This is a genomic window from Rothia sp. HMSC072B03 (assembly GCF_001809565.1).
Taxonomy (GTDB): Bacteria; Actinomycetota; Actinomycetes; order Actinomycetales; family Micrococcaceae; genus Rothia; species Rothia mucilaginosa_A.
Genome location: NZ_KV797969.1, coordinates 172,808 through 190,228 on the forward strand (window position 1 = coordinate 172,808; position 17,421 = coordinate 190,228).

Genomic DNA, 17,421 nt, shown 5'->3' on the forward strand with positions numbered 1-17,421 from the left:
GCCGCCGAGTTGTTCGCGGGTTCCCCGGGGATCGACAGCTGGGCTATGCGCGGCGCAGGGACGCAAAACAAGGGCGGGGGAAGATTGCTCTTCCCCCGCCCAGGGTGTGTGCTCCTCAGAGCCGGGTCCGCCAGATACACACGGACCGAATGGTCTGAGAGGATGCGCTACGAATTAGGCACGTGCGTCGAAGTGCTGCAGACCGGAGTCCTCACGGCTACCGCCCTGGCCATCGCCAACGTCGCGGTAATCGTTAATCCACTCGATCTTCTTGACCCACTTCACCATCTTGTAGCCGTGCATGGAGTCAGCACGCAGACGGAGCGGGCCACCGTAAACGTCGGGCAGCGGCTTGTCGTTCATGCCCCATGCCAGGATGGTTTCGTCTTCCATTGCCATGGAGACGTCCAGGCACTCGTAGTAGGGTTCGGTCGGGCGGCCGTCGTAGGTGTGGCCCACGTGGCCGAAGGAGGTGACCATGACGTAGCGAGCTTCGTCGGTCTTCTCTACCAGTGCGAGGACATCGCGCAGGCGCACGCCCTCCCACTTAGCAATACCGGTCCAACCCTGCATACAGGTGTGCATGGTGATGTTGACTTCCTTGCCGAGCTTCTTCAGGTCGTCGATGCTCAGGGACTTCGGCTCCTTGACCAGGCCGCCAATCTCGAGGCGGTAGTCAACGAACTCCTGCTCCTTCAAGCGGTTCCACTCGGTGCTCTCACGCTCTGTCGGGGGACGAGTGTTGACCCAGTGGAAGGGGGAGATGTCAGCATCGGTGAAGGTCTTCTTCTGAACCTGACGCGAGGAGATGCGATCCAGCAGGACGTTACGAATCGGCTGGGTCAGACCCCAAATGAAGGTCTGGGTGAATCGCAGGTCGCGCAGGGACCAGTAGGAAGCCAGGAGCCACAGGGCCACAGCGAAGACGATGCCGCCAATCAGCATGGTCACTGCCTGTGCGAACTGAGCAGCGTCAATCTCGTTGTAGGGCTTGTTCAGCATCATGTGGGCGATGTTGTACTGCGGGTGAACAACGAACACCAGAGCCACGTGGATGACGGTGAACACGCAGTAGAAGGCCATACCCAGGAAGTGGATGGAACGGGCGGTCTGGCGGTTACGGAACAGGCGCACGTAGCCGGGGAAGCGACCGCAGAAGGCCGGGCTCATAATGGGGCCGGTTGCAATCATCAGCGGTGCGACGATGAACACCACGGTGAAGTACATAATCTGCTGTAGAGCATCGTAGGGCTGGAAGTGCTCAATCGAAGGGATATGCAGGCCAGCGTAAATCTGGATGGACTCCCAAGCCTGGGGAATGATGTCCCAGCTGGTGGGGACGATGCGGCGCCACTGACCGGTCAGGAACAGCAGGCCCACGTAAATCAGGCCGTTAGCAATCCAGATGAAGGTGACCAGTGCGTGCCATGCGCGGCCCAGACCAATCTGGCCCTTGCCGGGCAGAGAGATGAGCGGCGACAGGGAACGCTGATCGTCACGGGCAGTAAATGCGCCGGGGGTGGTAGGGACCTTGTCCTTGGTGAACTTAATCCACTCGGAACCCGGGGTGCAGTGGTTGTTCCAGTACAGACGGGGGTGAGAGGCGAGAACTTCCCAACCTGAACGAATCAGGAAGCCCATCATAATGAAGTTAATAAAGTGGGTAATTCGGAGCCAGGCCGGGAAGTCCAGCTCCACGCCACCGGTACTCGCGGTAAGGAGTAGATGGTGCATGATGTTTCCTTCGGAAGTGACTGTGTGTGCAGACAATCGTTAGGATTCAGTGCGAGGCCTAGAGGTGCTATCTAAGGAGAGTAAACTCTCTCGCTCATATATTCCTCCTCATCATTGAGAGCCTTCGGGGGTATAACGGGTGCTATATCTCCGGCAAGAGCACACCCCGTGTGAGAGGGTGCGCACCAGCTCCTGCCAAGGCAGAAGCGGCTCTGCGTATGTAGTTGTTTTATGTGTGTTTAGGGACCGAGCCCTGTGTACTTTCAATTTTATAGGACAGGGTGTCACCCGCAAAAGCTAAGACACGTCATGTCTCGTAATATTTGCGTGAAAAATCCGAATTTAATGAAAAAAGGCCCCGAGGGCAGGAATAAACAGGGTTTTCAGGGGTGGCCGTCCACTAAAGAGCGTCCTGAAAAGTTTACGTCAATGCCTGGAGTGCAAAAACTTGAGGGAGTGGAGATGTGATACAAGGAATAGCGAGCGTTTGGGTTTTATAGACAAAAACCACATAGAGTGGATGTAACCTTATACTCGGCGCGATGGGCGCAGAGTAGGAATACAACCACTCTATGCGGTCGGTAGTAGCCTAGTCCGAGAGATCGTGTGAAGAATCTCGAGAAGAGGAGCGCGTAACCGCACGCTTCTTCGCGGTAGCGCGGGTGGGGGCACCCTCCTCATCGCGGCTCTGCGCCTTGCCCTCAGCGCGAACCGTCGGGATGAGTCCGGTTGCCAGCTTCACCTGCGCGTTACGCTGAGCCTTCTTCGCGTTCATCTGCTCCTTACGGCTCGGCGGTTCCGGGGTGGAATCTGAACCACCCAAAGCGCGACGGATGGACAGCGCAAGCAGAGGGAAGAGCAGAACCGTCAGGGCGCCACCTGCCACCAGCAGCGAGGACGTGGACTCCTCCAGAAGACCCGAGCTGGTCGCAACTTCCGTCACCGCCACGATAATGGGCAGACCGGCCGCAGAATAGAGAGCCATCTGGGCCTTCTGACTCTTCGAGGTCAGGCCCGAACGGGTATCCACCAGCATATCGGCCAGGAACACCGGTACGCCGCGGCAGAGCAGAATACCCAGAACCACCGCGACCAGGCCCAGCGGATTCGAAGCCACCGCGGAAACACTGATGCCCATGCCACTCACCACGAAGAAGAGCGGAATAGTGAAGGCAAAACCCACCGTCTCCAGACGGCGCGTAATCAGGTGCAGAGCCGCGGGAGGAGTCAGCGAACGCAGGATGATGCCCGCCGCAAAGGCGCCCAGCACCGCATCCAAATCGAAGAGGGCGGTGCACATGATAAGGGTCGCGAGCAGGAACATTGCAAGACGCAGAATCGTCTGGCCGGTCGTATTGGCTTCGGCCGCAATAATCTGGCGCAGACCCGGCAGGTGCGTAAACAGACGATGCGGGATCAGAGCCGTCACCAGAGCCACGACCATGAATGCCAGTAGCACCACAAACGCCATGCCCGGCGATCGCGAAGAAAGCAGCAGAGAAATAGCAAAAACCGGCAGAAGCTCACCCACTGCTCCGTGCACCAGCACCGCATTGCCAACCGCCGTGCCGGCCGCACCGTGCGACTTCAGCATCGGCAAGAGAGTGCCGAGCGCCGTGGAGCTCAGCGCCACGCCCACCGCGACATAGGTATTCACCTCGTGAGAGAAACCGGTGATCAGCGCCGCGCCCAACATGCCCAAGCCAAAACACACACCCCAGGTCACCAGCGCGGTAGAGCCCTGGCGGCTACGCAGGGAGGAAACGTTAATCTCAAAGCCCGCAATGAGGAAAAGCATACCCAGGCCCAGCTCCTTCAGCAGGGGGATGCCGCCCTCGGTACCGGCCAAATGTAGCACGTTCGGGCCGATGAGCATGCCAAAAATGAGCAGGAACACCACATCGGGGATGCGCTTGCCCGTCAGCCGCGAAAGTATTGGAGAAATCAACGCGACCAGCGTAATCCAAAAAATGGAAATGAACTGGGCGTTACTCTCAGCGGATGCCGCGTCGCTCAGGGTTGTGCCCGAAGCGAGCACAGTACCGGAAACCTCCGGGGCCACCATTAAAAGGGATGGCAGAGTGGGAAACATAGAACCTCATATGCAGACTAAAGAATATAGTGGGCGGTGTCCGGGAACGCCATTAAAGAACCTACCTATACTACATACTTCACACCGTCGTTCCTATTCGAGAGCCTATCACCTCGTCACTCCGTGGGATATCGGCAGACCGACACGCAAGTCGATGCACAAGAAGCATCGGGCAACGTGACGAGGGCTCCACCGGTCGCGCCCCGGCTCGCACAGCAATCGACGCTACACTTAACACCTGTGCCGGAGGCATCGCCACCCGGTGCGCACTCACCACACCGAACCACCCGAAAGAGCGACACATGGCAGCACGAACCACAGCGCCCACCACCTCCGGCGGCTCCACCCTGCGTGCCGCCTCCCTCGGCGGAACGCGACGCGACCTCGGACTCGACCTGGCCCGCGCCTACGCCGTGCTCACCCTGCTCATCGCCTTCGGGTACTGGCTGCAACTTATCCCCGTCTCGTGGAGGTTCTGGGTGCCGCAACTGGTCACCCCCGCCGAGCCGCTCTTCGCCGCCATCCTTGGAGCCGCGGCCTGGCACTACGCGCGTACCGCAAGCTTCCCGCAGCTCTTCGCCGGGACCATCGTGCGTTTCCTCGCCCTGCTCGTGCTGGGCGTCGCCGTCGTGCAGGGCGCGGCCTACGTTCCGCTACCGGGCGTGACCACGCCCGCCCAGGGCTTCGCATACTCGCTGCCCTTCGATATGCTCATTCACCTGGCAATCCTGACCCTGCTGACCCTGGCCGTCGTGTACCTGCCGCTCTGGGTCCTCGCCGTGCTGACCATTGCCGCGAGCCCGTACCTCTCCTGGACCCACGACATTCTCCTCGAAGCCGCAGTGCGGGCCGATGCGTGGAGCGCCGGTGCCTTTCCCTTCCTCAAAGCCAACGGTCTGAACCTTACCGCCAGCGCCCAGCTGCTCTGGGTCATGTGCCTGGGTATTCTACTGGTGCGCCTCTACACGAGCCTGGGGGCCAAGATCGCGGTGCCCGTCGTGCTCGCAGTGCTGGCGCTCTCCGTCTACCGCGTCTTCAACCCCTACACCGGGCTCGGCGTGCTGGATGCGCCCCACGTGCAGCTGACCCTCAGTCTGGCCGCCACGCTCTACTTCTGGGCCGAATGTGCGCGACTACTTTCCGCACAGGCGGGTGCCCTCACCCCCGTTGCCCGCCTCGGGCAGATGTCGCTGAGCGCCTCCATCGTGCTGAGCGCGCTCATTATCTACGCCGGCCCCACCATCAAGGCCTTTACCGTGGGTGAGCACTACATCGCCACGGGAGGTTGGGGCACCGCCGTGTACTGGACCGCCTTCCTGATTCTGGGCATCATCATCGCGGTGGGATTCTGCGCACTCTGGGCCCGCATGGCGCGCTCCCTGGCCGGCCGCGGCCCCCTGGAGGCAATCCTCGCCCTTATCTCCGGGCGCGGCTAGAAACATAGCGTGAACGACGACCCCCTATCTGCGTACCGCGGGTAGGGGGTCGTCTGTATATGCCCAGAATCTGCGCGGGAAGAATACCGCAGATACGACAAAGCCCCGGTCATGAAACCATGACCGGGGCTATCTGTCGGGATGACAGGATTTGAACCTGCGACCTCGTCGTCCCGAACGACGCGCGCTACCAAGCTGCGCCACATCCCGAGGTTAACCTATCGGCGAATACCGTAGGCAACTCACCTAGGATAACCCAAAAAAATACGGAACGCAAACAGAGCAACCAAAAAATCGCTCGACCCGTGCTAGAGGCTGAAGCAAGCCTCGGAGCCGGGTTATTCGCCTTCCTCCGGCGCCCGGTTCAGCTCATCCCAGGAGGCGTACATCGCCGCGAAGCGACCACCGGCGGCAATCAGCTGCTGCGGGGAGCCATCCTCCACCACGGCGCCATCCCGAATCACCAGCACGCGGTCGGCGCTGAGCACCGTTGAGAGGCGATGGGCAATCACCAGGGCCGTGCGCCCCCTCAACAGTGTGTGCAGGGCCTTCTGCACGGCGCGTTCGCTCGGAATATCCAGCGAGGCGGTCGCCTCGTCAAGAATCAGCAGGCGCGGATCGGCAAGGAAAACGCGGGCAAAGGACACCAGTTGACGCTGGCCCGCGGACAGGGAGATACCGCCGCGGCCCAAAAGCGAGTCGTAGCCATCGCGTAGCCGCTCAATGAACGCATCGGCGCCCACCGCCTTCGCGGCCGCCTTCACCTGCTCATCGCTCGCCTGCGGGTTACCCATGCGGATGTTCTCCAGGATGCTTGTGGAGAACAGGAACACCTCCTGCGTCAGCATAAGCACCTCACGGCGTAGCTGCGCATCGGTCAGGTCGCGCACATCCATGCCGTCGATGCGCACAGCACCCGAGGACACGTCGTAGAATCGCGCCACGAGCTTGGCAATCGTCGACTTGCCGGCACCTGTCGGACCCACCAGGGCCACCGTCGTACCCGGTTCGATGCGCAGGCTCGTCTTTTGCAGGGCGTGGCGTTCACTCGTGTAGCCGAAGACCGCATTATCCAACTCCACCAGGGCGCCGCGTGCCGAGTCTTCAGGCGAAGAAACCGCAGGACCGGTCTTCTCGAGAACGGGAGAAACGGGATTCTCGGGATCGGCAACCTCGGGCTTCTCCGCGAGGAAGGCAGACAGCTTCTCCAATGCCGACATCGCGGACTGGAACATGTTGTAAAACTCCGAAAGCTGCATGACCGGCTCAAACACGCGCCGCGCGTAAATCACCAGCGCCAGCAGGGTACCGACCTGCATATCGCCGCCGAGCACCACGTAACCGCCCAGCACCAGGGCCGCCGCGATAAACACATCACCCAGAAGGATCAGCACGGGGGAGTAGATGCCGAAGACCTTAACCGAGTCCATGACCCGCACACGGTAGCTTTCGGCCGTCTGCGCATACTCTGAACGGAGCTTCGCCTCCGCGCCAAAAGCCTTGACCGCGCGGATACCGGCAAAAGTCTCGACAAAACGGCTCGTCAGGCGCGCCGAATCGGTGCGCATACGGCGGTACACCGGGGTAGCCCGGCGCTGGAACCAGCGCGTCAGATAGTAAATCGGCACACCCATGAACATCATCAGCAGGCCGATTCGCCAGTCCAGCGCAAAAATAGCCACCGCAGAAATAACCATCGACAGCAGGGTGATGGCCAGCTGGCTGATGCCGCTGTCCAAGAAGCTGCGCACCGTATCAATATCGTTGGTCAGGCGCGAAATAACCTTACCCGAGGTGTATTTCTCGTGGAAAGAAACGCTCAGCGACTGGGCGTGCGCAAAGACTCGCTTGCGCAGGTACACCACCACGCCCAGCGAAACCCGCACCGTGCAGGCCACGTTAAGCCAGCTGCAGAGAGCGCCCACCGCAACCGTCACCGCGAAGAGCACCACGAGAACCGTCAGCGGCCCCGAATCCCCCTGACGCAGGGGCGCGATGGCGCTGTCCAGCACGCGGGCAATCAGCAACGGCTGAACCGCCGAGGCAATCGTGACCACAAAAACCGACAGAATTGACACGATGAGCGCCACGCGATGCGGACGCAGGGAGTGGCTCAGCAGGGCGAGGGAGCGCCTCCTCGTCTCGGCTCGTTCCTCGGGGCTGGCTTCCCGCCCGGAAGGCACCGGGAAATGGGCTGGCATTAGCCCTCCTCCATGGTCATCAGCCGGCGGTACTGCTCCGAAGATTCCATCAGCTCGGCGTGGGTACCCTCTGCCGTGATCGTGCCGTCAACCATCAGCAGCACGCGGTCCGCCAAGGCCACCGTCGAGGGGCGGTGCGCCGTCAGCAGGGTCGTGGCGCCGCCCAGGCCCTCCAGGCCCTCGCGCAGACCGTTAATGATGCGCTCCTCGGTGTCAACATCCAGCGCAGAGAACGGGTCATCCAGCAGCAGCACGGAGGGACGCTTCGCCAGGGCACGCGCCAGGGACAGGCGCTGACGCTGGCCACCCGAAAGGCTCAGACCCTCCTCACCGATAATCGTGTCCAGCCCCTGCGGCAGCTCGTAGGCGAACTCGCAGGCAGCCAGCTTCAGCGCGGTGTTCAGAGTTGCCTCCAGCTCGTCGCTGCCGGGGTAATCCTCGTCGGAGGTGCCGCCCTCGTACTGGTCGGCCACGCCCATCAGCACGTTCTCGCGCACCGAACCGGAGAAGAGGACCGCCTCCTCAAAAACGAACGCGGTCTGCGCTCGCACCTGCTCCACCGAAAGATCCGCCATATCGTGCGAGCCCAGGCGGAGCGAGCCGGAGGTCGGCTCGTAGAAGCGAGGCACCAGCGAGAGCACCGTGGACTTGCCGCTACCGGTAGCGCCCACCAGAGCTAGAATCTCGCCCGGGAATGCCTTGAACGTCACGTCGTGTAGCACGTCAGCCCGCGGAAGCTGTACACCCAGCGAAGAATCAGCCGCCGGATTGGGCGCGGGGGCGGACTCCTCGTAGCTGAAGGAAACCTGGTTAAAGGCCACCGATACGGCGCCACCGCTGGGGTACTGCATGCTTTCCTTTCCGGAGCGTGCCGCTCCAGAGGCGTCAGAAGGATGAGAAGAAAGAGAAGAGCGCTGCGCGGAATCCTGAGCGTTCGCGGGGTTCGGGGAGTACTCGTCGGCCTTCGCCGGGTCTATCAGCCGCACCACCTCAAAGCCGGGCTCGTCCATGACCTCGTTATGACGTTCAAGAGCCACCTTATAGCTCAGGTACGCGGACATGAGCGAGGTCGAACGAATCACGTGGCTCAGCACGGTCGTCTGCACCGCAAAATAGGCGGTCATCGCGCCCAGGCTCAGCGCGCCGTTGGCGACCTGCGAAGCGCCAAGAGCCAGCGCGACTGCCGTGGAGATACCCACAATCAGGGTCTGGTTCAGCGCCACGCGGGCCACGAGCATCGATCTGCCGTACTCGCGCTCCTGCAGAGCATCCACGGCCTGGGCGTAGCCGCGAATCTGCTCGGGGGAGCGTCCCAGCGCCTTAATCACGCGGATGCCGCGCACCGACTCTTCGATGCGGGTCGAAAGGTCACCGGTCAGCTGCTGAATCTCATGGGAGACCCGGTAGTACTTGCGCGTGAAGTTCACCAGCGACAGCACCAGCACCGGCACCGTCACCACGAAGACCAGCGCCAGCAGGGGCGATGACTGCAGCATGTAGAAGGCGCCGCCCAGGAACATGACGATCACCGTCAGCAGCTGTACGATGCCGAAAGAAAGCCAGCGGCGTATCGTGCCCAAATCGCTCATCGAACGCGTCAGCAGCTGGCCGGAAGGCCAACGGTCCAGCAGCGCAATTGGCGCGCTGAGCAGCCGATCGAAGAAGTTCATGCGCATGGACATCTCAATGGTGGAGGTCGGATCCACCAGCAGCCAGCGTCGCCAGTACGCGAAGGATGCATGCGCAATGGCTAGGACCAGCACCAGGCCGCCCGCCGCCCAGATGGCGCTCTCAGTGGCGCTGTGCGAGAGGTGATCCACAATCATCTGGAGCACCTGCGGAATCGAAATTTCCAGCACGCCGGCCCCGAAGGCCACCAGCAGGCCCACGCTCCAGCGCAGGCGAATCGGGCGCGCGTAGGCGGCCAGGGTGCGCGGGGCATGCTGACCGTGCGCGTAGTCGATGGGGGCGGGAATCGGTTCGGGCGCCGTCTCGAGGAATGGGTTGCGGCGTTGCTTTCCTGTGTGCGTTGTTGAAGCCTCGGACATTAGCGGCGACCACCCGCCGTGCCGGCGGGCTCACCGGCGTCGCGTGCCGTCAGGGTCACGAGCACTGCCTCGGGCGGGCAGAATAGGCGCACCGGCGCAAAGCGGGAGGTGCCCAGGCCTGCGGAAACCTGCACCGGGATGCCGGACTGCTCGCTCACGCCCTTGGCGCGCGAGGCAGGCAAATCGCAATTGCTGACAAGCGCCCGACCGCCCGGCAGACAGACCTGACCGCCATGTGTATGACCGGCAAAAATAGCCTGTGCGCCGTCCTGCACGAAGCGGTGCAGAGTGCGCATGTAGGGGGCGTGAGCCACGCCGATGCGCACGCTCGGCTCAGTGCTCTCGTCGAAGGCACCGGGGGCGAAACCTGGATGCTTATCGTAGCGCAGGTGCGGGTCATCCACGCCCGAGAACTCCAGGCGCAGACCGTTTAGCTTCAGCGTATCGTAGCGGTTGACCAGGCCGGTCCACCCGCGCGATTCGAACGCCTCGTGCATCTGCTCTATGGGCAGGGCCACGCGCGAACCCTCCTCAATCGTCTGAGGGGTGCGCGGCTGCCACAGGTAGCGTGCCGGATTCTTGAAAATGGGCGCGAAATAGCAATTCGAGCCGGGCACAAACACGCCGGGGAAATCCATCAGCGGGTCGAGCGCCTCCAACAGCGGCTCCATACCGCCCACGTGAGAGAGATTGTCGCCCGTGTTCATGACCAGATCCGGCTCGAGTGCGGCCAGCGAGTGCATAAACTCGGTCTTCTTCCGCTGCCCCGGAATCATGTGCATGTCCGAGATGTGCAGAATCCTGAAGTCGGGGCTACCGGCGGGCAGCACCGGCAGGGACTCGGTGCGGAGCTGAAAATTGTTCAGCTCAACAAAGTGCCCGTATGCCGCCGTGGCGGCCCCCAAGGCTGCAGTGGCGGCTACCGCCCCCGCAACCTTCTTCAGGAGCGGGGAGGAGCCGCGTGCGCCGGGGACCGCCACGGGGACGCGGGCGTTGACTGCGTTTTCACACATCATCAATCGCCTTTCAAACCTCAGCCTTAGCTGGGGTTGGAGTTATAAGACAGAACCTTATCGCTGGGGATGGTGAAGTCCTTCGTATCGTACTTCGGGGCGATGGCCTTCATAAAGGTCTGCCACTGGGCACCAGCGTAGGTTGCACCATCCACGTAGTTCAGCACGCGACCGTTAATGCCCACACCGTTCAGAGAGCGGAAACCGAGGTTGTTCGAACCAACCCACGATGCGGTGGCCAGGCCGCGGGTGTAACCCACCTGCCAGGTCTGCGAGGAGTTATCGTTCGTACCGGTCTTTGCAGCCGAACCGTTCGGCAGGCCGATGCCGCGCTGAGAAGCAGAACCGCCAGGCTGGATAACGCCCTTCAGAACCCAGCTGACACCGTTTGCGATATCCGGGTCCAGAACCTGCTCGCACTGATTCTGGTATTCCTTCATGGTGTCGCCGTTGTTCTTTAGGATCTTATCAACGGGGCGCGGGGTGCAGTACTTACCCTCAGAAGCGAAGATAGCGTACATCGAAGCGCTGGTCAGCGGGGAGATACCGTACTTGGTACCACCAATGTTGGTACCCAGGTCGGGGATGCTGTGCAGCGGCTCGCCGGTACCGTCCAGCGCGTGCATCTTGATGGACAGGTCGTGCACATCGCACAGGTCCAGCTGGGAGAGCATGCCGTACAGGTACGAGTTCAGCGACTGGCGGATACCGTACGCCGCGGTGTTGTAGCCTAGGCCACCGTTGAACGCGTTCTTGTAGGACCAGCCGTTTGCCTGGCCGGTGTAGTAGTACTTGCCGCCGTCGTAGCAACGGGCGTTCCAGCCGAAGCTGGTGGGCCAGAACAGCTGGGTACCGTTCACGGTACCGTTAGCACCGCGGCCGGAAATCAGCCACTGAGCCAGAATAATCGGCTTGAAGGTCGAACCGGGCTGGAAGCCGCTGGTACCGCCGTAGGCCGCGTCAACGTTGTAGTTGTACTCGGTCTTGGAGTGGTCGTTCGCGTCGGCGGGGGTACCGAGCTCGGTGTTCTGAGCCATGGCAATCACGCGACCGGTACCCGGCTCGACACTGGTCAGCGCGGAGTTCACGTCGTTCCAGTTGGTGGCGGCCGGCTGGGTGGAGTCCACAGCCTGCTTGGCCACGGTCTGAGCCTCGGGGTTCAGGGTGGTCACAATCTTCAGACCGCCGCGCTTAATCGCGGTGTTGCGCAGCTCGGCGGTAGCGCCCAAGCTTTCGTCCTGCAGCAGGTAGTTCACCACGTAGCGGCAGAAGAAGGCCTTATCGCCGCTCAGGGAGCAACCCTGCGACTTGGGGTGGACGTCGAGCTTAATATCGCTGGCGATAGCCTCGCTGTATTCCTTATCGGAAATCTTGCCGTCGCGCAGCATGGTGCCAAGCACCACGTCGCGGCGCTCGCGGGCCAGCTCGGGGTTCACGGTTGGGTCGTACACGTTCGGTGCCTGCACCAGGCCCGCGATCAGAGCGGACTGGGCCACGTTCAGGTCCTTAGCGGAGATGCCCCAGTAGTACTGTGCGGCAGCTTCGACACCGTAGTTGGAACCACCCAGGTTCACGATGTTCAGGTAGCCCTCAAGGATTTCATCCTTGGACTTGTTCTGCTCCATCGAAATCGCAAGCTTCATCTCGCGAATCTTTGCAGCGTACGTCTTGTTACCGTTGAGGGTCGCGGTAGCGTCCTCACCGCGGGACACCGCGGCGTCCACGATCAGGTTGTTGACGTACTGCTGGGTCAGGGTGGAAGCACCCTGGCGGCGGCCGCTATTGGAGTTAACGATGTTGTTGAGGAACGCACGGCCAATACCGATCGCGGAGACCGCACCGTGCTTGTAGAAGTCGCGGTCCTCAACCGAAACGATGGCGTCCTTCATGTGCTGAGAAATCTGGTCCAGCTTGACCGGGTCGCGGTTCTCGTCGAAGAAGGTCGCGATTTCGGTGGTGCCGTCCGCAGCGTAAATCGTCGAGGGACGCGAGAAGGGACCTTCCGCAATATCTTCGGGGAGGTCCTGGAACCATGACATCGATGCGTTCGCGACCATGCCGGCACTCACGGCCGGAGGCACGACAATGATTGCCGCGAGGAAACCGGCAATCACGCTGAACGCGAGGAACTGCAAAAAATCTCCCGGGCGGCGACGCGCACGGGTTTTCTTAGATGAAGCCATTCATTCAGTTTAACCCATGAAGCTGTGAGAGGAAGCCCTCTCTGGAGAGAACCTCGGTTGAGGCGCTCACTCGGGTTTTCCGACCGCTAGATAGCCGCCGGAGACGCGGAAAGGGAGGCGCAGCACGTGAAAAACACAATGTGACAATCCCTTTTACAAGTAGGGCCCCGAAAGCTAGGCTAGAGGGTATGAAGAAATGGGAATACGCAACTGTACCGCTGATGATCCACACGACCAAGGCAATCCTCGATAACTGGGGCGAGGACGGCTGGGAGCTCGTCACCGTGCTCCCCGGTGCCTCCGCACCCGCCGGCGCAGCCCCCGCATCGAACATGGTCGCGCCCACTCAGGGTAACCCCATCGCCTACTTTAAGCGCGAGAAGGCCGACTAAACGTCGCCCCTCCGGCGGCTCCCCCAGCTATCTTCGCTCCGCGCCGAAAACGTGGCTGCAATTGGGAATAGCTGAGGCGGGCCGCCGGTTAGCCGTTTAACCCTTCGAAAAGTGAAGGGTACACCGCGGACCCGTGGAAAGAACTGTATAACGGCACGCAACGCACACATCTCATCACCGTCCGGGTGTGAACACCCGCAATCCTTCTGGAGTAATCATGACTGAATCTCGCATCGAAGCCCGCATCCGCGAACTCGGCTACGAGCTGCCCGTCGCACCCGCCCCCGTCGCCGCCTACGTTCCCGCGGTGACCTCCGGCTCCTACGTGTACACCTCCGGCCAACTGCCCTTCGTCGACGGCGTTCTGCCCGCCACCGGTAAGGTCTCCGGCTCCGGTGAAGAGGGCTTCGTGAACCCTGAGGATGCGAAGAAGTACGCGGGCATCAGCGTGCTGAACGCCCTGGCCACCGTTAAGTCCGTGATTGGTGACCTGGACCGCGTTCAGCGCGTCGTAAAGGTTGTGGGCTTCGTGGCCTCCGAGGTGAACTTCACCGCTCAGCCGGCCGTAATCAACGGTGCCTCCGAGCTGCTCGGCGAGATTTTCGGCGAGGCTGGCCAGCACGCCCGTTCCGCCGTGGGCGTGCCCGTGCTGCCCCTGGATTCGCCCGTCGAGGTCGAGATTATTGTTGAATATGTCTAATCAGCTGTACACCGGCGCGCTGCCGCTGTCGGCTATCCGCGCGGCCCAGGCGCAGCGCGCCTCCCAGGAAGGTCGCCAGGTTGAGACTCCCGGCGGCGCCCACGACGTGAAGACGCTGCCCCTGCCCGTGCAGGAGCGCCGATTCGGCACCGCGGAGGTATCTGCCGAGCCCGAACATCCCCGCATGTTCACGGGCCGCAACTCCTCGCCCGCACCCCGCACCGAGGCCATTCAGCGCCTCTACGTAATCCCGGAGTTCATGCGAGCCGCCGCGGAAAGCTGGTGCGAAGAGGGTAACGAGGGAACCCCCGGTTGCACGATGCGCCAGGCGGCCTCCGTCATCTTCGTGCGCGACGGCGACAACGGTTTGGAGACCATCTTGACCTACCGCCCGGGCACTTCGCCGCTGGGCGTGGTGGCCTTCCCCGGCGGTACCGCGCTCCCCGGTGACGACGAATCCGCCTCCTGGGTGGGCCCCGGCGCCGAATACTGGCAGAAGCAATTTCACTACTCCGACGTGACGAAAGCGCGCCGCAGCGTCATGGCCGCCGTGCGCGAATCCTTCGAGGAGACGGGTATTCTGCTGGCCGGCGAGGATGAACAGGACGTCGTGGAACGCTCCAGCACCCCCGAGCTGATGACCTGGCGCGAGGCAGTGGCCGATCAGGACAAGAGCTTCGCACACTTCCTGTCTTCGAGCGGGCTCAGTATTCGCGCTGACCTGCTGCGCCCCGTGGCGCGTTGGCAGTCCCCGGACTTCTTCCTCAAACGCTACGACATCGCCTACTTCACCACCGCCCTGCCGGTGGGGCAGGACCCGAAGCTGCTGCTCGGCAAGGGCGTGTGGGGTGATTGGCTGAACGTGCGTGAGCTTCTGGAAGCGCGCGACACGAGCGAGCTGGGCGACCGCATCGGCCAGCCCAATACTGTGGGTCGCCGCCTGGAAGAGCTCGTGACCCCCGGCGTCATGTGCATGCTGGAATCCCTCGCGAGGGCCCAAACCTCGGTGGCGTGGCTGTCGAAGCGCCGCCGCATCGAGGTGCGCAAGGCCGTGCTCGTGAGCCATAACGGCGCTTGCATGCTCTCCTTCACCGAGGTGGAGCCTCCCGCTCCGACCGGGCCGGTCTTCACCGGAGGCCTGGGCGCGGTGCCCCAGACCGGAAGCGAGCTGGACGGACGCGTCGCATAGCCTCGGGCCTGCGCACGCTGGGCATGCACACTCTCAGACCGACCGTTACCGAGGCCCAGGTCGCCTCGGCCGCACCGCTCGACGCATAAATTAACGGCAGGAGCCGCCTCCCCATGCAAAGGAGGCGGCTCCTGCCGTACGTAAAGCGTAACGTTGCGGCACTCATCCTGCCTGGCAGAGCCGGGACGAAAGACCGCAAGGTCGGAGAATGATAGCGGTTATGCCGCTACCGCCTAGCGGGAACGCTGGCGCAGGCGGGGCAGGTCGAGGATGACCACGGCGCGTGCTTCCAGACGAATCCAGCCGCGGGAAACAAACTCGGCCAGAGCCTTGTTCACGGTCTCGCGGGATGCGCCAACCAGCTGTGCCAGCTCTTCCTGGGTCAGCTCGTGTGCAACGAGCACACCGTCGGTTGCGGGGCGGCCGAAGCGGTCGGCCAAATCCAGCAGAGCCTTGGCCAGGCGGCCGGGAACATCGGAGAAGACCAGATCAGCCAGGGCCTCGTTAGCGTGGCGCAGGCGACGAGCCAGGGTCTTGATAACCTGGTCGGAAATCGAGGGGTCGAGCTGCTGGGCACGTTTGAAGGACTCGTGCTTAATAGCTGCCAGGCGGGTCTCGGAAACAGCCACCGCGTTGGTCGAACGGGGCGAAGGATCGAAGAGAGCCATCTCGCCGAACACATCGCCGGGGCCCATGATGGCGACCATGTTCTCGCGGCCATCGGCGGCGGTGCGACCCAGCTTCACCTTGCCGGAGAGCACGGCAAAGAGCTGATCGTCCTGGTCACCCTCGTAGAAGAGGACGGCGTTACGGGAGAGGTCAATCTCCTGAATGTCATCGGTCAGCAGGGCAAATGCTGCGTCGTCAAGGTTCGCAAAAAGAGGGGTGCGACGGAGGATCTCGAGATCCATGAAGTTCTCCTAGATATGAGGTGAAGAGCCGAAGCCCGTGATGTTCAGTGAGTGAGCCTGAACCTATGTAAAGTATCTCACAACTGGAGTGTGAGACGGCTCAAGCGGGTGTGACATATTCAACTGATAAGAGCGTACCCTAAAATTTTGGTTTAAGCACTCAGAATCCGGAGCTTTACAACAAAAGTTTTTCATTCCCGGTAAATTCTAAGGTTTAGCACAGCTTATGGGTCTACTATCGGTCCATTGGGTGTGCCCACCGACGGGCCGCATATCGTGGGTGCATCCCTGATCATTTCTACCCACCCCCAAGGAGGCCCCGTCAAAATGGCTGACATTAACCCCCTTGATATCGTCATCCCCATTCTTCTACTGCTCTACTTCCTCGCCGGAATCCGTAGCGGCTTCTTCACGACCCTCGGCACCTTCCTCGGCCTCGGCCTGGGCGTTTGCGCCGCTGCCTGGCTCGTGCCCCTGGCCGTCGCCTCCGTCGGGACCCAGTGGAGCCTCATCACCGCGGTTGGCGTGCTTATCCTCTGCCTGACCATCGGGCAGTGGCTGGGCATCGTCGCCGGACGTACCATCCGGAAGGTCACCGACGTTACCCCGCTGAAGGGCATCGAACGATTCTTCGGTGGCGTGCTCAACCTCGCCGCCTGCGCCCTCGTGCTGGTCGTGCTGACCATCTCGATGCGCACCGTGCCCATCCCGCAGCTGAACACTGCGCTCAGCCAGTCCAAGACCCTGACCTGGATGGTCGCCAGCACCCCCGACGCCCTTAAGGACCAGATTGACTCGGTCCGTAACAACGTGCTCGCCTCCACCTCCATTCCCGAGGTCAGCGAGCTCATCGCCCCCGAAGCATCCGCCCCGACCGAGAGCGTTGAGTCCGATGCGCTTGACGCCGCCAGCGCCTCCGTCGTGGAGATCCTGGGAGCCGCAGAGCAGTGCGGCTACACCTCCACCGGATCCGGCTTCGTGGCCGACACCGGCCTGGTCGTCACCAACGCCCACGTGGTCGCCGGCGTGAGCTCCCCGGTCGTGCAGGACTCCCGCGGACGCACCTGGCCCGGCACCGTGGTCTACATGGACACCGAACAGGACCTCGCGTTCATCAGCGTGCCGAAGCTTCCCCTGAAGCCGCTTACCATCGGTAAGAACGCCTCCGCGGGTAGCCTCGTGACCTTCATGGGCTACCCCAAGGGCGGCCCGTTCAAGGCGCTGCCCGCCACCGTGCAGGGCATCGGCAACACCCAGACCATCGACGCCGACACCGGCCGAGCCAACGCCATGCGCCAGGTCTATCAGCTGGCAGCCGACGTTCAGCACGGCAACTCCGGTGGTCCCGTCCTCGACGAGAACGGCAACGTGGTTGGCGTGATTTTCGGTAAGGCAACCACCGGCCAGACCGGCTACGCCATCACCGCGACCACCCTCAAGCAGGCCCTGGCCGAGGGCGGTAACAACACCGCCGCCGTCTCCACTGGATCCTGCCGTAAGTAGCTAGTATCGAGCCGCGGAA

At 62.2% G+C, this 17,421-nt stretch carries 12 protein-coding genes and 1 tRNA gene; 5 read left to right on the plus strand and 8 right to left on the minus strand.

Features of this window, described 5'->3' with window-relative positions:
• Positions 1 to 174 precede the first annotated feature (174 nt).
• On the minus strand, positions 175 to 1,734 hold the full coding sequence (locus HMPREF2630_RS04125; protein ID WP_049347398.1) for a molybdopterin-dependent oxidoreductase: 1,560 nt from the start codon (positions 1,732 to 1,734) through the stop codon (positions 175 to 177).
• Positions 1,735 to 2,323: 589 nt separating this feature from the next.
• Positions 2,324 to 3,826, minus strand: coding sequence for a cation:proton antiporter (locus tag HMPREF2630_RS04130; RefSeq protein WP_049343186.1), 1,503 nt, complete (start codon positions 3,824 to 3,826; stop codon positions 2,324 to 2,326).
• A gap of 302 nt (positions 3,827 to 4,128) precedes the next feature.
• Here HMPREF2630_RS04130 and HMPREF2630_RS04135 point away from each other — a divergent pair, with 302 nt between their 5' ends.
• On the plus strand, positions 4,129 to 5,262 hold the full coding sequence (locus tag HMPREF2630_RS04135; protein ID WP_049347401.1) for a hypothetical protein: 1,134 nt from the start codon (positions 4,129 to 4,131) through the stop codon (positions 5,260 to 5,262).
• Between the two features lie 136 nt (positions 5,263 to 5,398).
• On the opposite strand, the gene HMPREF2630_RS04140 is transcribed toward HMPREF2630_RS04135, so the two are convergent.
• The 5 genes from HMPREF2630_RS04140 to HMPREF2630_RS04160 form a co-directional block, all read right to left on the minus strand.
• A tRNA-Pro gene (locus HMPREF2630_RS04140) sits at positions 5,399 to 5,472 on the minus strand.
• Between the two features lie 128 nt (positions 5,473 to 5,600).
• Positions 5,601 to 7,463 carry an ABC transporter ATP-binding protein gene (locus HMPREF2630_RS04145; protein WP_049343188.1) on the minus strand — a complete coding sequence of 621 codons (1,863 nt, stop codon included), beginning with the start codon at positions 7,461 to 7,463 and terminating at the stop codon, positions 5,601 to 5,603.
• A complete protein-coding gene (locus tag HMPREF2630_RS04150) occupies positions 7,463 to 9,511 on the minus strand; it encodes an ABC transporter ATP-binding protein (protein ID WP_049343189.1) in 2,049 nt (682 codons plus the stop codon). The genes HMPREF2630_RS04145 and HMPREF2630_RS04150 overlap by 1 nt, the downstream gene beginning before the upstream one ends.
• A complete protein-coding gene (locus HMPREF2630_RS04155; protein WP_049343243.1) occupies positions 9,511 to 10,524 on the minus strand; it encodes a metallophosphoesterase in 1,014 nt (337 codons plus the stop codon). The genes HMPREF2630_RS04150 and HMPREF2630_RS04155 overlap by 1 nt, the downstream gene beginning before the upstream one ends.
• A 26-nt stretch (positions 10,525 to 10,550) precedes the next feature.
• Complete coding sequence (locus HMPREF2630_RS04160) at positions 10,551 to 12,707, minus strand: transglycosylase domain-containing protein (protein ID WP_049343190.1); 2,157 nt, start codon at positions 12,705 to 12,707, stop codon at positions 10,551 to 10,553.
• Between the two features lie 188 nt (positions 12,708 to 12,895).
• Between HMPREF2630_RS04160 and HMPREF2630_RS04165 the strand changes: the two genes are divergently transcribed.
• The 3 genes from HMPREF2630_RS04165 (at position 12,896) to HMPREF2630_RS04175 (ending at position 14,988) form a co-directional block, all read left to right on the plus strand.
• Positions 12,896 to 13,099, plus strand: a complete 204-nt coding sequence (locus HMPREF2630_RS04165; RefSeq protein ID WP_049331637.1) for a hypothetical protein — start codon at positions 12,896 to 12,898, stop codon at positions 13,097 to 13,099.
• A 217-nt stretch (positions 13,100 to 13,316) separates the two neighbouring features.
• Positions 13,317 to 13,799 carry a RidA family protein gene (locus HMPREF2630_RS04170; protein WP_049343191.1) on the plus strand — a complete coding sequence of 161 codons (483 nt, stop codon included), beginning with the start codon at positions 13,317 to 13,319 and terminating at the stop codon, positions 13,797 to 13,799.
• A complete protein-coding gene (locus HMPREF2630_RS04175; RefSeq protein ID WP_070483534.1) occupies positions 13,792 to 14,988 on the plus strand; it encodes an NUDIX hydrolase in 1,197 nt (398 codons plus the stop codon). Before HMPREF2630_RS04170 ends, HMPREF2630_RS04175 begins: the two co-directional genes overlap by 8 nt.
• 233 nt (positions 14,989 to 15,221) lie before the next feature.
• On the opposite strand, the gene HMPREF2630_RS04180 is transcribed toward HMPREF2630_RS04175, so the two are convergent.
• Positions 15,222 to 15,899, minus strand: a complete 678-nt coding sequence (locus HMPREF2630_RS04180) for a Crp/Fnr family transcriptional regulator (protein ID WP_005504653.1) — start codon at positions 15,897 to 15,899, stop codon at positions 15,222 to 15,224.
• A 327-nt stretch (positions 15,900 to 16,226) separates the two neighbouring features.
• On the opposite strand from HMPREF2630_RS04180, the gene HMPREF2630_RS04185 reads away from it, so the two are divergent.
• On the plus strand, positions 16,227 to 17,402 hold the full coding sequence (locus HMPREF2630_RS04185; protein ID WP_070483536.1) for a MarP family serine protease: 1,176 nt from the start codon (positions 16,227 to 16,229) through the stop codon (positions 17,400 to 17,402).
• Positions 17,403 to 17,421: the final 19 nt, after the last annotated feature.

Bases quoted from the DNA above. Each gene is read 5' to 3' on its own strand.
- HMPREF2630_RS04150 (WP_049343189.1), bottom strand. From the start codon at position 9,511: ATGTCCGAGGCTTCAACAACGCACACAGGAAAGCAACGCCGCAACCCA.
- HMPREF2630_RS04185 (WP_070483536.1), top strand. From the start codon at position 16,227: ATGGCTGACATTAACCCCCTTGATATCGTCATCCCCATTCTTCTACTG.
- HMPREF2630_RS04170 (WP_049343191.1), top strand. From the start codon at position 13,317: ATGACTGAATCTCGCATCGAAGCCCGCATCCGCGAACTCGGCTACGAG.
- HMPREF2630_RS04130 (WP_049343186.1), bottom strand. From the start codon at position 3,826: ATGTTTCCCACTCTGCCATCCCTTTTAATGGTGGCCCCGGAGGTTTCC.
- HMPREF2630_RS04125 (WP_049347398.1), bottom strand. From the start codon at position 1,734: ATGCACCATCTACTCCTTACCGCGAGTACCGGTGGCGTGGAGCTGGAC.
- HMPREF2630_RS04155 (WP_049343243.1), bottom strand. From the start codon at position 10,524: ATGTGTGAAAACGCAGTCAACGCCCGCGTCCCCGTGGCGGTCCCCGGC.
- HMPREF2630_RS04145 (WP_049343188.1), bottom strand. From the start codon at position 7,463: ATGCCAGCCCATTTCCCGGTGCCTTCCGGGCGGGAAGCCAGCCCCGAG.
- HMPREF2630_RS04180 (WP_005504653.1), bottom strand. From the start codon at position 15,899: ATGGATCTCGAGATCCTCCGTCGCACCCCTCTTTTTGCGAACCTTGAC.
- HMPREF2630_RS04135 (WP_049347401.1), top strand. From the start codon at position 4,129: ATGGCAGCACGAACCACAGCGCCCACCACCTCCGGCGGCTCCACCCTG.
- HMPREF2630_RS04175 (WP_070483534.1), top strand. From the start codon at position 13,792: ATGTCTAATCAGCTGTACACCGGCGCGCTGCCGCTGTCGGCTATCCGC.
- HMPREF2630_RS04165 (WP_049331637.1), top strand. From the start codon at position 12,896: ATGAAGAAATGGGAATACGCAACTGTACCGCTGATGATCCACACGACC.
- HMPREF2630_RS04160 (WP_049343190.1), bottom strand. From the start codon at position 12,707: ATGGCTTCATCTAAGAAAACCCGTGCGCGTCGCCGCCCGGGAGATTTT.